This window comes from Arthrobacter sp. K410C (genome assembly GCF_059090105.1).
On record NZ_JBNHFJ010000014.1, the window covers coordinates 27,000 to 41,503 of the forward strand.

Here is a 14,504-nt window from a genome sequence, read left to right on the forward strand (position 1 = left end):
TCTCCTGCGGTTCGGTTAGGGCTGCTTGTACTTGTCGCCGACCTTTTGGGCGGCTTCCTGGCCCTTGGCCAGCGCGTCAGCCACGCTGCCCTGGCCGGCGATGGCCGAGCTCACGCCTTGGGACACGTTGGTGCCCAACGCAGCGAATTCGGGGATGCCCACGAACTGGATGCCGACGGCGGGACGCTCCTGCACGCCGGGGTTCTTCGGGTCCGCGTTCTCAATGGCGAAGCGCTCAGCTTCAAAGAACGGCGCCGCTGCTTGGAACGCGGCGTTCTCGTAGGTGGAGATGCGCTTGCCGGAGGGGACCTTCGCCCAGCCGAGTTCGGAGGCGACGAGCTGCTCGTAATCCTTGGAGCTGGCCCAGGCGATGAACTTCTCTGCGGCATCCTGCTTCTTGGATGCGGCCTGCATGGCCCAGGACCAGGTCCACAGCCAGCCCGAGGACGTTGTTTCCTTCACGGGAGCCTGGGCGTAACCGATCTTGCCCTTCACCGGCGAATCCTCGGCTTCCAGGGCGCCTGCAGCCGACGTTGCGTCGTACCACATGGCTACGTTGCTCTGGCTCATGTTGTTCAGGCACTCGGTAAAACCTGCCTGCGCCGCGCCTGCCTCACCGTGCTGGCGGACCAGCTTGGTGTAAAACTCAACCGCTTCGGTGAATTCCGGGGAGTTCACCTGCGCATTCCAGTCCTTGTCGAACCAGGTTCCGCCGAAGGTGTTCACCACAGTGGTCAGCGGCGCGAAGACCTGCCCCCAGCCCGGCTGGCCGCGCAGGCAGATGCCCTTCATACCCGGTTCCGCCCCGTCTACCTTCGCCGCTATCTCCGCCACCTCATCCCAGCTGGGCTTGTCCGGCATCGTCAGGCCCTTGGCCTCCAGGATGTCCTTCCGGTACATCAGGAAGGACGATTCGCCGTAGAACGGTTCGCCGTAGAGTTTGCCGTCCTCGCCGGTGAGTGAAGCGGTATAGGCCGGGAGGATGTCGTCCTGGTCAAAGCCGGGATCTACAGCAACATCATCCAGCGGTGCGAGCCAGCCGTTGGCGGAATAGAACGGGATTTCGTAGTTGGACAGAGATGCCACATCGTACTGGCCGGCCTGGCTGGAAAACTCCTGGCTGATCTTCGCCCGCACATCGTTTTCCGGCAGGATCGTGTAGTTGACCCTGATCCCGGTTTCCTTGGTGAAGTTGTCTGCCGTGAGCCTCTGCAGGTCCTCCATTTGGGGGTTGTTTACCATCAGGACGCTGATGCTGTTCGGGTCGCCGGCGGAATTGCTGCCGCCGGCACCTGCACAGGCCGAGGCACCCAGCGCGACACACAAAGCACCGGCGGCCAGGGTCGCAGCACGCGTTTTCGGGCGCATTAAGGACTCCTTTGTTCTTCAAGGGATGCAAGGTCACCACACCTCGACTGCCGTGTCAGGATGCTGGACCGGGGCGGGGACTGCCACCGATATCCGGGGTCCCGCGCTGATGTTCTTCAACATTAGGCGCGGGGTGCAGGTCACAACTAGCGTCGTGGTTGCCACTTTCTGATACTTATTTTCCGGAGCTGCGGAAGCAGCAAGCGCTACTCTGGGATCGGGAACAGGATCCACTGTCCAGATTTCATAAACCGCCGAGCCTTGGGAGCACCACGATGACTGCCCCGGATACTGCTGAGGGAGCGACGGCCAGGCTGGCCGAACGGCTGCTGGGGATGCGGGCGAACCGCGAGGTTATTCCGCCTGATCCCAACCACTCTGTCCGGTGGCACCAGCACAGCTATCCAAGCCCGGTCGCACGATGGAATTACCACCCCGAGTACGAGATCCACCTCATTCGGAAGGGCACGGGAAAGTTCATCGTCGGTGACCACATCGGCACCTTCGAGGCCGGCCATGTTGCCCTTGTCGGGTCAGGGCTGCCGCACGATTGGGTCAGTGACCTGCAGCCCGGTGAGTTCCTGGAGAACAGGGACGCCGTCATCCAGTTCGACGGCAAGTGGGTGGAGCAAACCGCTTCCCTGGTCCCCGAAATGGCGGAGGTGAAGCCGCTGCTGGAACAGTCCCAGCGCGGCATCGAGTTTCTGGGACCCTCAGCCAAAGCCGCGGCATCAGCCATCGAGGCGATGGGGACCACCAGCGGATTGGCGCGGCTGCAGCACCTTTTTGACTTGTTCGCCGTCCTGACCCGCGCACCCCAGGAAGACCGGCGCTACCTGGCGGAGGAATGGTTCCGGCCCCAGCTGGACGGCCAGGCCGCCGCCGTCGTCGATATAGTCCTCGAGTACGTGTTCAGCAACCATGCCGGCACCATCAAAATGTCGGAGGCCGCCGGCATGGTGGGCATGCAGGAGGCGTCATTTTCGAAATACTTCAAACGCGCTACCGGCCAGAACTTCAGCGACCTGGTCCGTAAACTGCGGCTGGCCCACGCCCGGCGTCTCCTGGAGCGCACTGACAAGGCTATATCTGACATCTGCTTCGAGGTGGGCTTCTCTAATCTCTCCAACTTCAACCGGCATTTTCTCAACGATGCCGGGGAAACGCCGCGGCAATACCGCCAACGTATCCAAAATGAGGGTGAGGCTTGACCCGAATCGCACTTTCCTGCAGCCAGCTGGCCCAACGGCTCCCGATACCAAGCAGTGGATAACCCCGATTGACCCCAGCCGTGGACCTCAAAGTTAACCTAGCGGGAGGGAAAGGGCGGGAGGGACTACTCCCGCCCTTTCCCTCTGCTGGTTAGTGGTTGACCGTGTGTCCTTGGGCGTCGAGGTAGTCGCGCCAGGATCGCTTTGGGGTCCAGCCGAGCATCCGTTGGGCTTTCGCGCTAGAGATCCCCGAAGCATCGGTACGGTCTAATTCGCGTAGCTCGATTGTGTGGCCGTAGTACTTGTTCAGGATCTCGGCGAAGTCGTGGCCGCCCGCATTGTCAGGGGAAGCGATGTAGAAGACCTCGTGTCCGGGTAGGTCAGACTCGGCGGCTAGGACAATGGCGTCGGCGAGGTCGTAGGCGTCGATGTAGCTCCAAAGGTTGGGGCTGAGGACCGCCGCGTCACGGATCTGCGGTCCGAGGTTAACCTCGTAGTTGCCCTCGAACTGGACCCAGCTGGGCCGGATGGAGATGCAACGGATGTCGGACCGGGCGATGGCGGCGTCCATGAGTTGCTCGCCGAAGTGCTTGGAGAGCGCGTAGGGGTCCTGCGGGCGGATCGGGTGCTCCTCGTCCACGGGCGCGTAGTCGGGTAGGAAGTCGCGCTCTGGAAAAAAGAACCCGGGGACCGTCTCGCTGGAGATGTAAACAAACCGTTTCACGCCAAATCGTATGGCGGCCTCAAGGACATTGAAGGTCGCCATGAGATTCGTCTGGAATACGACGTGAGGCGGATTGCCAGTTGGTTCTGGAATCGCGGCGACGTGCACGACGGCATCAACTCCGCGGACGACGGCATACGCTTCCCCTGCGTCGGTGAGGTCGGCCATCATGTAATGCGGGGTGCCTTCAGGCTTGCGTTCGAAGCCGGGACGGGTGAGATCGGTGGTAAGTACTTCGTGTCCGGCGTCGATCATCGCCCGGGTAGTGGCACGACCAACTTTTCCATGGGCGCCAGTGATCAGGACCTTCATTATGTCTCCTAGATGGTAGTGCGGGTTTGGTACAGGGATGAGTAGGTATCTCTCACCCTCAGCTGGATCGCCGTCGCCGGCCGCTGACCGTGTTCCGGGAGATGGTGCGCTTCCCGGTGACGATCCACAGCAGTGGCATGCGGATGGCTTCCCCGTGCGGTGCAGGCGCACAATTCCTGCTGCTGGCCACCCACCCACTACTGGACTGGCATTGACGAAGTCTCCTGCCTAATCGAGAACCACATGGCCACCATTTGATATGGGTGAAACCTCGGTACCGGGTGGTGGCACAGCCCTGTCGCGCCGGCCCCGGTGTCTGGAATCATGCTGCGTCCTTGCACGTGCTGGAGCTTTAGAACTAGAATTAGTTTATAGCTTGAACTATATAAGTTGGACGCGTCAGGGTCAACGTCCGCTGTTTGCCACGAGGCTGCCGTTTGTTCCTCTCTGCGTCCCGCTGCGTTGAGTTATGCAGGTGGCAGAGGAGTCACGCTATGTCACGGGGCGTGAGAGGGACACCCTCACAAGTTGACGCGAGTAGTGTGCGGGTACGTAGCAAAATTTGGGGCCGCGGCAAGGAGAAATGCAGTGTTACGAATCGGAATTCTGGGCGCAGCCGGCATCGCGCCCGCGGCGGTCATCCGGCCCGCCAGGCGACGAACTGACGTCGAGGTCGTCGCAGTAGCCTCCCGCCGTGCAGAATCTGCACAGCGGTTCGCAGAGCGCCACCGGATTGACCGTTTCTATAGCGACTACACTGCTTTGCTATCCGACCCCGGAGTTGATCTGGTCTATAACGCGCTGCCACCCTCCGAGCACGCTATGTGGTCGATTGCCGCACTCGAAGCAGGCAAGCACGTGCTCTGCGAAAAACCCTTCGCGATGAATGCCGATCAGGCTGCGCAAATGCTGGAAGCTGCGCAAACGACAGGTTACCGCCTCATCGAAGCTTTCCATGACCGGTACCACCCGCTAAGCGCTGAACTCGATGCCGTCAAGGCCTCCGGCGTGCTCGGGGAAATCTTGACACTGCGGGCAGACTTTTCCAGTTCAAATCCGTTCGATCCCGCGTCGCTGCGGCATGACCCACGATTGGGTGGCGGATCGCTTATGGACCTCGGCTGCTACCCGGTTCACTGGGTGCGGGCATTCATGGGCGAAGAACCAACCATAGTCCGAGCCAGCGGGACCCTCAATCCCCTCGGCGCGGACCTAAGCGTAGCGGCCGACCTCCAGTTCCCCTCAGGAGCAAAAGCGCTCATCACTTCAGCAATGCTGGAACAGCCCGGGCACCTGAACTCCTCCCTCGAAGTGCTCGGTACCGAAGGAAGGCTGGTCGTCAACAATCTGGTGTTCCCTTCCAAGGGGCACTCCATCACCCAGAGCAATAACGGGCTGGACCGCACGTGGACCGTACGAGGCCTTGAGACCTACGACCATCAACTGGAGGCGATCGTCCAGGGTCTGCAGTCAGGCATCCAACTACTCACCGAGGGCCCCGACAGCCTTTTCAACATGAAAGTCATCGACGGAATCTACGCCTCAGCAGGGTTCAGCCCCATGAAGTAGAAACAGCTTTCCCGGAAGCGGCAGTACCGGGACGCCGATGCTGAACGAGGGCCCACCGCCGGCTTTCGAATTAGAGCCGGATTACTGCTACGCCACCTCCTCCAACTTCGGCTGCAAATGGGATCACCGCCCTACGCGGTCTGCCTTTGGAGTAGGGATTTAGGCGTTGCGGCGGCGGGTCCTCATGCTAGTCCTCCCTTGGATATCCCAACTGCAGGGACGGTAGGACTCGTCGTCCTAGGAAAAGCAGGGACAGGAAAACCTGCTGACATTGCCGGAGGACGTGCGTAACGTCAACGGAGTAGTCCCTAGGAACTGGCTCCCGCGCGACGCAGCCGCCGTAGTGACCTTAGTGGCGGTGCAAAGAGGGCGGATCAACACCCCCAACCAAGAACTGAGGAACATCATGCAATACCGCACACTGGGCAACAGCGGCACTGTAGTTTCAAACTACGCTCTGGGAACCATGACGTTCGGGGCGGAGACCACGGAGGAAACGTCTCATGCCATCCTTGATGACTACGTTGCCGCCGGCGGCAACTTTATCGATACAGCCGATGTTTACACTGCCGGGGTATCGGAGGAAATCATCGGACGCTGGCTCACGCGGCGGCCCGAAGCCAGGGACCGCATAGCACTGGCCACCAAGGGGCGCTTCCCAATGGGCGAGGCGCCTAACGACGTAGGCACGTCCCGCCGCCACCTGACCCGGGCCTTAGATGATTCCCTCCGCCGTCTGGGGGTGGAGCAGATTGACCTCTACCAAATGCACGCATGGGACCCCATAACACCGCTGGAGGAGACGCTGCGTTTCCTGCACGACTCCGTCAGCAACGGCAAGATCGCCTACTACGGGTTCTCCAACTTCCTGGGGTGGCAGCTGACCAAGGCCGTCCACCTGGCCAAAGCCCACGGCTGGAGCGCCCCCGTAACCCTCCAACCGCAGTACAGCCTGCTTGTCCGTGAGATCGAGTCGGAGATCGTCCCGGCCTCCCTGGACGCGAACATCGGCCTGCTTCCGTGGTCGCCACTGGGCGGCGGCTGGCTGTCCGGCAAATACAAGCGCGACCAGCCTCCCACCGGTGCCACCAGGCTCGGTGAGAATCCCAACCGGGGCATGGAGGCCTGGCAGGCCCGCAACGACGATCCCCGCACCTGGGAGATCATCGGAACAGTGGAAAAGATCGCCGCTGACCATGGTGTAAGCGCCTCGCAAGTGGCTCTGGCATGGTTGGCAGATCGGCCCGCGGTGACGTCCGTGATTCTTGGCGCCCGCAACCTCGAGCAACTGGCCGATAACCTTGCCGCTGCCGACCTCGAACTGACACCCGAGGAATCAGAGCGGCTAACCCAGGCCAGCCAACCCCGCGTCGGGGTGTATCCCTATGGCCCCATGGCTCAGGAACAGCGCAGCCGGAAGATTGAAGGCGGCAGGTAACCCAAGGCCACCCGCATGAGGCCGCGTCACCTCGACGTGAGGCAGGGGCATACCCCTAAGAGGTCATGTAGTACCCATAACTCCGGACCATGAACTGGTGTTGGACACTCCCGCCCAACCCGACAGAACCTGAACGAGAAACGGCATAAATGCAGTACAGAGCAGGCGGAGGGCCCACTAGCCAGGTCCCTGAGCCCGCACCCACACACTTCAATAAGCCACCACGGCGGCCAGGCCACACGCCGCGACCAACCCGTCAGCTGACGCGACCACAAGCTTTGTACGCACGTCACAGCGAATTCGCCTCTGACGAGGGAATACGTCGTGCCCGAGGTGGGACTCGAACTGCATTCCAGCCCTTACAAACACTGGGAAGTCCCCTCCCGAGCCCGGGGGCACGGCAGCTCTATATGCTGCGCCAGGAGCTTCCGGAACGGCCTTCCCCCAGCCACAGCATCAGGCGACCTCTGCCACAACGGACAGAAGGCCGGTTATCGGCGCTGAAACAACGGGAGTAGAAGTAGCTGGGCGAACTCCTGCGCACTGCCGTGGCTGCACTCACTGCAAAACTCGTGAAAGCTCGAAAACCCTGCTGGCTCCTTGTGTCTCAAACAGGCGCAGAAAAGACGATGGCAGGACAGCCAAGCTGTGAGTGCTACCTATTCGTTTTGGGCGGCAGTGCGAGCTTGCAAATCTTGGCCCAGGTGGAGCCGACCTGTTTCCAGATGGGGCCGGTGGTGTAGACCAGCCCGTAGCGTTGGCAGATCTCGCGGACCTTCGGGGCGATTTCTGCGTACCGGCTGGAGGGTAAGTCCGGAAAAAGGTGATGCTCGATCTGGTGTGAGAGGTTACCGGTCATCAAATGCATGAACTTGGAGCCAGAGATATTGGCGGAGCCAATCATCTGGCGGACGTACCAGTCGCCGCGCGTTTCCCCTTCGACCATTTCTTCGGTGAAGGTGTCAGTCCCTTCAGGGAAGTGGCCGCAGAAGATGACGGCGTGAGCCCAGAGGTTGCGGACGGCGTTGGCCGTCAGGGTGCCGTAGAGCGCCTGCTTGCCGGAACCGGTGAGCATGGCCACGGCGGGGGTGGCGGCGTAGTCCTTAATGAACTGCTTGAGGGCCTTTCGCCCTAGGGCTTTGAGGTCCTTGACTAGCGCCTCCTTGGACTTCTCGCCTTTCTTGTATTCGGTCAGCTCGAGATCGTAGATTGCGATGCCCCATTCAAAGACCGGGGCTAGGAGGGCGTTGTAGAGCGGGTTGCCCAGGTTGAACGGCGTCCATTCCTGCTCAGGGTCCATTCGCAGCAGATTGAATCCCACGTCGTTGTCCTTGCCGACCACGTTGGTCCAGCGGTGGTGGGAGTCGTTGTGGGTGTGCTGCCAGGCGCGTGAGGGGGTGACGAAGTCCCACTCCCAGGTGGTCGAGTGGATGTCGGGGTCCCGCATCCAGTCCCATTGGCCGTGCAGCACGTTGTGCCCGATTTCCATGTTCTCGAGGATTTTGGCCAGACTCAGGAGCGTGGTGCCGGTGACCCAGGCCGCCTTGTTCTTACTAACCAGCAGCGCGGCGCGGCCGGAAATTTCCAAGCCCCGCTGTATCTTGATCAGGCGGCGAATGTAGGCGGCGTCAGCAGCACCCCGTGTAGCGAGGATGCCGTCGCGGATGGCGTCGAGCTCGCGGCCCAGCTCAGCGACCTGCTCGTCCGAGAGATGCGCCGCGGACGGGGGCCGGCGTGTCGGGCCGCCGGACTCGGCGAGAGCGCCCGGGCGGATTTTCACCCGACCCGGCCCCTTCTTCGTGGAGTTACCGTCTTCCACGGCATCCCCGGAATATCCAGGTTTGTTGGTAACTACGGTCATGCGGTGGTGCTCCTCCTAGGTCAAGGTTCACGGGCCCGGCTTCTGCCGAAAGCCCCTGCTGGATTGGTTGTTCCGGCTGGCCCGTCGTAGGGACCAGCCCTAGTTAGCGGTCACTAAGGTCTAACCCGGGACTGCTCCATCTGGGCGGTCGCTGCCGTCCGCGATGAAGAGCCACGACGGCATGAAGTTGACGAGTTCACGTGCAAGATCGTGGGCAGTGGTGGGGTAGCCCGTCCTGAAGGCGTGCATCACTCCACTGATGATCAGCCCGGCGAACGAGCTCGCCATGAGATCGATTCGCGCATCCGGCCACTCCGGTCGGGCGACAACCATGATCGGCCGAATGCCCCGGGCGAACCCTTGGATGGCTCTCGCAACGGTGCCACTGGCGCGCTCGGAGAGCAGCAGGTGCTCGTAGAGCTCCCGGTTCTCGAAGACCGTCTGAAGAATGAGCTCCAATGCGAACTCGGAGACAGCTGGCCCGTCGTCGCCGTGCACGGTCCGGGCCTCAACATCGAGGGCAGCAATCCTGACCACCAGGTCATCAAGGACGAATAACGCGAGCTCCTCGACGCTGGCGAACTGCTCATAGAACCCACTCCGGCTCAGCCCCGCCTCACGCGCGATACGGGTCACGGAGGCGGCGCCGAAGCCTTCCGCCTTGACTACCCTCGTCAGCGCCTCCACCAGAAGGCGTTGCGACGCCATTGCTCGAGGATCATTCGATCCTCTCCGCGTCACCCGGGTCTGACTACGTCCGTACTGTGCCATGAACCCATCCTAGGGGAGTTACAGCACACATGTGCAGTAACTAGGCGTAAAGAAGTCCGATTGCCCTGCCGGCGGTCTGTTTCGGGCAATTAGGTCTGACGGGGAGGAGGTATCGCGGGCCTTTTGTTTGTTGCCTAGTCAGGCCCCTCTGAACTGCCGTAGGAAGTGTTGACGGCATGAAGTTCGCGCAGAAGCTTTGGCCTTCAAAGCGACTCTCCTGCTTTTAATGCTGATACCGGATAGTGCCACAGGAGTTTCATGCAGGTGGAGGGATACTCATGCCGCCCATGCGGCGACTACAGGATGAAGCAGATCTAGGCGGAGGGCCAGCCGGTGTAGGCTTCGGCGAGGTAGGCCTGGCCATGGCGGGAGGACACCACGGAGTTAAGTTCGCCGAGCTGGCGCGCCCGGGAGAAGTCATCGGCGTCGACCGGGGTGTGCAGCATGGACGTCATCCAGTAGGAGAACTGCTGCGCTTTCCACACGCGCTCCAGGGCGCGGTCGCTGTAGGAATCCAGAAGCGCCGTGGAGCCGGTGCTGTAGTAGCCGTCCAGGCCTTCGAAGAGCACCTTGACGTCGTGGATGGCAAGGTTCAGGCCCTTGGCACCGGTCGGCGGCACGGTATGCGCTGCGTCCCCCGCCAGGAACAGCTTGCCGTGCCGCATCGGTGTGTGTACGAAGCTGCGGAACTTCAGGACCATCTTGTCAATGACCGGCCCCTCTTTCAGCTCGAAACCGTTGCCGTTGACCCGGCTCCGGAACGCCTCCCAGATGCGCTCCTCGCTCCAGTCGTTCACGTCCTCGTTCGGGTCACACTGGAAGTACATCCGCTGCACCGTCTCGGTGCGCTGGCTGATCAACGCGAAGCCGTTCTCCGAATTGGCGTAAATCAGCTCATCCGAGCTGCGGGGAGCCTCCGCAAGGATTCCGAACCAGGCAAACGGGTACTCATGGAAGTACCACTTGCGCTGCGCCTCCGGGATCTGGAAGCGGCAGTGGCTGCGGGAGCCATCCGTGCCGGCAACGAAATCGGCCTGCAGTTCATAGTCAACACCGTCGGCATCGGTGAACCAGACCTTGGGCGAACCTTCCAGATCATGAACAGTGGTGTCCGTGACGCTATACCGGACATCACCCCCGTCGTCCTCCCGCCGCGCCGCCAGGTCCATGAAAACGTCGGTCTGCGGGTAGAGCCAGACCGACTCCCCCACCAGTTCCTTGAAGTCGATACGGTGGCTTTCGCCATTGAAGCGCAGCTCAATGCCGTCGTGCCGATCACCTTCGCGCAGCACGCGGTCCGAAACGCCGCTGTTGACCAGCATGTTCACGGTTCCATGCTCGAGGATGCCGGCGCGGACCGTCTCGGAGATCTCCCGGCGGCTGCGGATTTCGATGACGGTTGATGCAATGCCGGCCTTGGCCAGCAGGTGGGAAAGCATGAGGCCGGCCGGGCCGGCGCCCATGATAGCGACCTGCGTTTTGATGGTTTTGCGTGCTGCCACGATATTCCTCGCTTCGTTGCGGGCCCTCGGCATCAATACGGCGGGCTGATGTTGATTCTGCCCAACAGTGCGTCGGGTTGCCTGTTTGGCGTTATATGGAATGGGAGTTGGGGGGACACCTTGGGTTTAGCTGGCGTGCAGTCCCCCGGGGGCCGGACGGAGCCGGAACGTGCTATGCGCGGCGGTGGATGGACTTGTAGCTTAGGTAGGCGTTCAGGCCTTCTTTCCCGTACTCGGTACCCAGGCCGGAGTTGTGCCGGCCGCCGAAGGGTGCGGCATGGTTGGAGGCGAAGAAGTTGATGCCTACGGACCCGGTGTCCATCCGATCAGCAACAGCGAGGGCAGCTTCAGAGTCCGCCCCGAAAACCAATCCGCCTAAACCGAACTCGGTGTTGTTTGCCAGCGCCACTGCCTCGTCGACGTCGTTGTATTTAAGGATGCAGATTACCGGGCCGAAGATCTCCTCGCGGGATATCCGCATCTCGGGCGTGACGTCGGCGAACACGGTGGGTTCCACGAAGTACCCCTTTTCCAGGCCGCCGCCCAGAGAGGGTGCACGTCCTCCGGTTGTGGCCCGGGCGCCTTCTGCGAGTCCGGATTCAATGTATTCCAGCACGGTCCGGTATTGGGCTTCGGTGGCGCACGGCCCGAACACGGTGTCCGGGTCCAGAGGGTCCCCTTGCTTTCCGGCGGCGATTGTGGACGTGACCATGTCCACGACTTCCTGGTAGCGGTTTGCCGGAGCCAGGATGCGGGTGGAGATGTAGCAGGTTTGCCCTGTGTTGCGCATGCAGGAGCGGATCAGCACCTTGGACATGGCATCCAGGTCGGCGTCCGGAAGCACGATGGCGCTGGATTTGCCACCGAGCTCCAGGGTGACGGGGCGCAACAGTTCCCCGCAGGCCGCAGCGATTTTCCGGCCCACCGGCGTGGAGCCCGTGAAGGCGACCTTGTTTACACCAGGGTGCTTTACCAGCGTGTCTCCGAGCCGCCCGGATCCTGTGACCAGATTAACGACGCCTGCCGGAACGCCGGCGGCGGCCACTGCGTCGATGATGACACGGAAAGACAGCGGGGTGGGTGAGGCGGGTTTGATCACGACGGTGCAGCCTGCCAGCAGCGCAGGTGCGAGCTTGATGACCACCAGGTTGATGGGGTAGTTCCACGGCGCGATCAGAGCGCACACTCCCACAGGGTCGCGCCGTACGACGGATTCCCCGCCGCCTGTTGGGAAGGGGCGGACGTCCTCGTATTCCAGGTACTGGGCGAGTGTGGCGAAGTAGCGGAGAATGCCCGCGGCGTTGGCCGCCGCGCCGGCGGACTCGGCTACCGGAGATCCGTTTTCCCGCGAGTTGGTCAGCGAGAGTTCCTCGGCCCGCTTTTCGACTTCCTCCGCAATCCGGACCAGGTAGGCGGCACGTTCCGACGGAGTCAACCGGGGCCACTTTCCTTGGAACGCCCGCTGGGCGGAGCCGACGGCGGCATCAACGTCTTCGGGAGTTCCGTCTGGTACTGATCCCCAGACTTGGCCAGTGGCGGGGTCGGTGACCGGATTGCGTCCGGTGCCGCGGGCCGGGGTCCAGGCTCCGTCTACGAAGATGTCGTCCACATGGGTGTACGGCAGGGTCAGGCCCGCCCGGACGGCAAGGGCTGGAACGTCGTGCGTGGCTGCGGTCATCGGATGACTCCTGTCTTGAGCAGGGCGTTGGAACGGTTGAGGTCGGCGGTGGCCATATCCACGGCGGCCTGGGTGATGAGTTCGGGCACGATCTCGATGGCGAGTCTGTCGGTGTAAGTGGCCGGATCCATGCCGAACCACGATGAGGCCAGCGCGATGCCTGCGTGGTCGAACCGCCACAGCCTGTCAGCATCGCGCATCAGTGCATCCTCCAGCGAACGGGCCTCCAGGCGCGTGTCGTGCCCGTCGATAATGTCACACACGCGTTCGACGAAAGCCCGAGAATAGTCCAGCCCAGGGAGCACCCGGCGTGCCACGTTGCAGCCCTGCACCTCGTGTTCAAACCGGATGGCCGCCTTGCGCCAGTCTCCGGCGAAACCCTCGGAAATGATGCGGGATTCATCAACGTGGGCCCAGCCTGTGTCATGCAGCAGGGTGGCAACCCGCACCAGTTCGGCATCGGCGTCGGGGTACGCCCGGCACAGCCGTTCGGCGAAAGCCAGCGAGATCGGCAGGTGGATGTCGTTGCCGCGGGTCCGGGTCTCGTGGACAACGGCCTTCCAGAGCGCGTCGAGTTCTTCAAGGGCGGCCGGCGTGGTGCTGATGGGGGTGGTGTCCACCGGGCCGGGCGCCGGGACTGGCCGGACGCCGTATTCGGCGGCGAAGGCCTGGGCCAGCTCGTCGGTTTCAGCGGTGGGGCCAGCCGAGGCGACCGGAGTCTTGGGGGTGCTCATAGTGCTCCTTGGGGTGGGCCTGCCTGGCGGCTAGCTGTCCGTGGTGATGGTCTTGAGAGGTGTGGCGGTGTCGGCAGCGGCGCCGGCGGGGATGTTCTGTCCTTTGGCCAGTGCATTCTTCACGGCCATGAAGTCCAGTGGCGCATTGACGCAGTCAGCGGCGATGATCTGGCCTTGCCGGTAGTAAAGGACGGTGAACTTTCCGCGTTCCCCGTCATGCCGGATCACGGTCTGGTCGTAACCGTTGCAGAGGCCCGCGATCTGCAGCTTCAGATCGGCCTGGTTGGACCAGAACCAGGGGATCCCGGCGTACTCCTCGCGCCTGCCCATCAGCGAGTAGGCGGCCACCTTGGCATGCTCGATGGCGTTGTTGACGCTTTCCAGCCTGATCCGCTCACCCGGCTCCGAACCGGGGACCGGGTTGGGCATGTTGGCCACGTCCCCCACCGCAACGGTGGTGCCGTCAGAGGCCAGGGCGAACCGGTCCACCACCACCCCGTTGTCCACTTCCAGGCCCAGCTGTTCGGCCAGGTCGGTGTTGGGGATGACGCCGATGCCGATCAGCACAATCTGCGCTGGCAGCACCGTGCCGTCCTGGAGCTCGACGGCGGCAACTTTCGTGCCGGTGTCATTCGCAGTGAAGCGGGCAGCACTGGTGTTGAGCCGGATGTCCAGGCCGCGGGAGCGGTGGGCCTGCAGGAAGTACTCGGCAGTCTCCTCCCCCACTGCCCGGCCCACCAGCCGCGGACCGAACTCGAGCACGGTGACATTCTTGCCCATTTTCTGCAGGCTGGACGCGGCCTCCAGGCCGATGAACCCGCCGCCGATCACCACCACATCCGTGGCCTCACCCACCCGGGCCTTCAGCGCCAGGGCGTCGTCGGCGTTGCGCAGGTACAGCACGCCGTCGAGGGCCCCGCCGTCTATCTCCAGCTTGCGGGCGCGTGCACCGACGGTCAGAGCCAGCCGTTTGAAGGGGAACTGCCGGCCGGAGGACGCATGCGCCACCCCGGAACCGTCCGCTTCCTTGTCGATTCGGACGATGTATTCGCCTTTGACCAGGTCCACGTTGTGTTCCGCCCAGTACTCGTTGGAGCGGAATATCAGGGACTCGCTCTCGACCGTTCCTTGGAGGAATTCCTTGGACAGTGCGGGTCGCTGGTATGGGCGGTGGTCCTCGTCTCCCAACAGTGTGACGTGTTCGTCGAAGCCGAGGGCGCGCAGGGACACCGCAAGCTGAACGCCGGACTGGCTCGCGCCGATGATTAGCAGGCCGGTCCGGGTGCGGGTTTCGCTGCCGGATGCGTTCCGTTCCGCCGCCATGGTGGTGCCCATC

General features: G+C 62.5%; 11 protein-coding genes. 3 read left to right on the plus strand and 8 right to left on the minus strand.

Translation table 11 applies throughout. The features are described 5' to 3' along the window. Window positions 1-15: 15 nt before the first annotated feature. A complete protein-coding gene (locus AC5RU7_RS16795) occupies window positions 16-1,368 on the minus strand; it encodes an ABC transporter substrate-binding protein (RefSeq protein WP_494053190.1) in 1,353 nt (450 codons plus the stop codon). A 275-nt stretch (window positions 1,369-1,643) separates the two neighbouring features. On the opposite strand from AC5RU7_RS16795, the gene AC5RU7_RS16800 reads away from it, so the two are divergent. Continuing rightward, the gene (locus AC5RU7_RS16800) at window positions 1,644-2,579 is read left to right on the plus strand and encodes an AraC family transcriptional regulator (protein WP_494053191.1); all 936 of its coding nucleotides are present in this window, start codon (window positions 1,644-1,646) and stop codon (window positions 2,577-2,579) included. Window positions 2,580-2,730: 151 nt separating this feature from the next. Here AC5RU7_RS16800 and AC5RU7_RS16805 read toward each other — a convergent pair whose 3' ends face one another. After that, a complete protein-coding gene (locus AC5RU7_RS16805) occupies window positions 2,731-3,615 on the minus strand; it encodes an NAD-dependent epimerase/dehydratase family protein (protein ID WP_494053192.1) in 885 nt (294 codons plus the stop codon). 588 nt (window positions 3,616-4,203) lie between these two features. On the opposite strand from AC5RU7_RS16805, the gene AC5RU7_RS16810 reads away from it, so the two are divergent. Together AC5RU7_RS16810 and AC5RU7_RS16815 are read left to right on the plus strand one after the other, a co-directional pair. Next, window positions 4,204-5,184 (plus strand): Gfo/Idh/MocA family protein, encoded by a 981-nt coding sequence (locus tag AC5RU7_RS16810; protein ID WP_494053193.1) that lies wholly within the window; start codon window positions 4,204-4,206, stop codon window positions 5,182-5,184. Between the two features lie 406 nt (window positions 5,185-5,590). Further along, a complete protein-coding gene (locus AC5RU7_RS16815) occupies window positions 5,591-6,622 on the plus strand; it encodes an aldo/keto reductase (RefSeq protein ID WP_494053194.1) in 1,032 nt (343 codons plus the stop codon). Between the two features lie 655 nt (window positions 6,623-7,277). On the opposite strand, the gene AC5RU7_RS16820 is transcribed toward AC5RU7_RS16815, so the two are convergent. The 6 genes from AC5RU7_RS16820 to AC5RU7_RS16845 all read right to left on the minus strand — a co-directional run bounded on the left by AC5RU7_RS16820 (window position 7,278) and on the right by AC5RU7_RS16845 (window position 14,503). After that, window positions 7,278-8,483, minus strand: coding sequence for a fatty acid desaturase family protein (locus tag AC5RU7_RS16820; protein WP_494053195.1), 1,206 nt, complete (start codon window positions 8,481-8,483; stop codon window positions 7,278-7,280). A gap of 120 nt (window positions 8,484-8,603) precedes the next feature. Beyond that, complete coding sequence (locus tag AC5RU7_RS16825) at window positions 8,604-9,191, minus strand: TetR/AcrR family transcriptional regulator (protein ID WP_494053196.1); 588 nt, start codon at window positions 9,189-9,191, stop codon at window positions 8,604-8,606. 377 nt (window positions 9,192-9,568) lie between these two features. Then, complete coding sequence (locus AC5RU7_RS16830; RefSeq protein WP_494053220.1) at window positions 9,569-10,789, minus strand: 4-hydroxybenzoate 3-monooxygenase; 1,221 nt, start codon at window positions 10,787-10,789, stop codon at window positions 9,569-9,571. 139 nt (window positions 10,790-10,928) lie between these two features. Further along, entirely contained in the window at window positions 10,929-12,434 is a 1,506-nt protein-coding gene (locus AC5RU7_RS16835) for an aldehyde dehydrogenase family protein (RefSeq protein WP_494053197.1), read from the minus strand. Next, complete coding sequence (locus AC5RU7_RS16840) at window positions 12,431-13,168, minus strand: HD domain-containing protein (protein WP_494053198.1); 738 nt, start codon at window positions 13,166-13,168, stop codon at window positions 12,431-12,433. The genes AC5RU7_RS16835 and AC5RU7_RS16840 overlap by 4 nt, the downstream gene beginning before the upstream one ends. A 30-nt stretch (window positions 13,169-13,198) precedes the next feature. Further along, complete coding sequence (locus AC5RU7_RS16845; protein ID WP_494053199.1) at window positions 13,199-14,503, minus strand: NAD(P)/FAD-dependent oxidoreductase; 1,305 nt, start codon at window positions 14,501-14,503, stop codon at window positions 13,199-13,201. Window position 14,504: the final 1 nt, after the last annotated feature.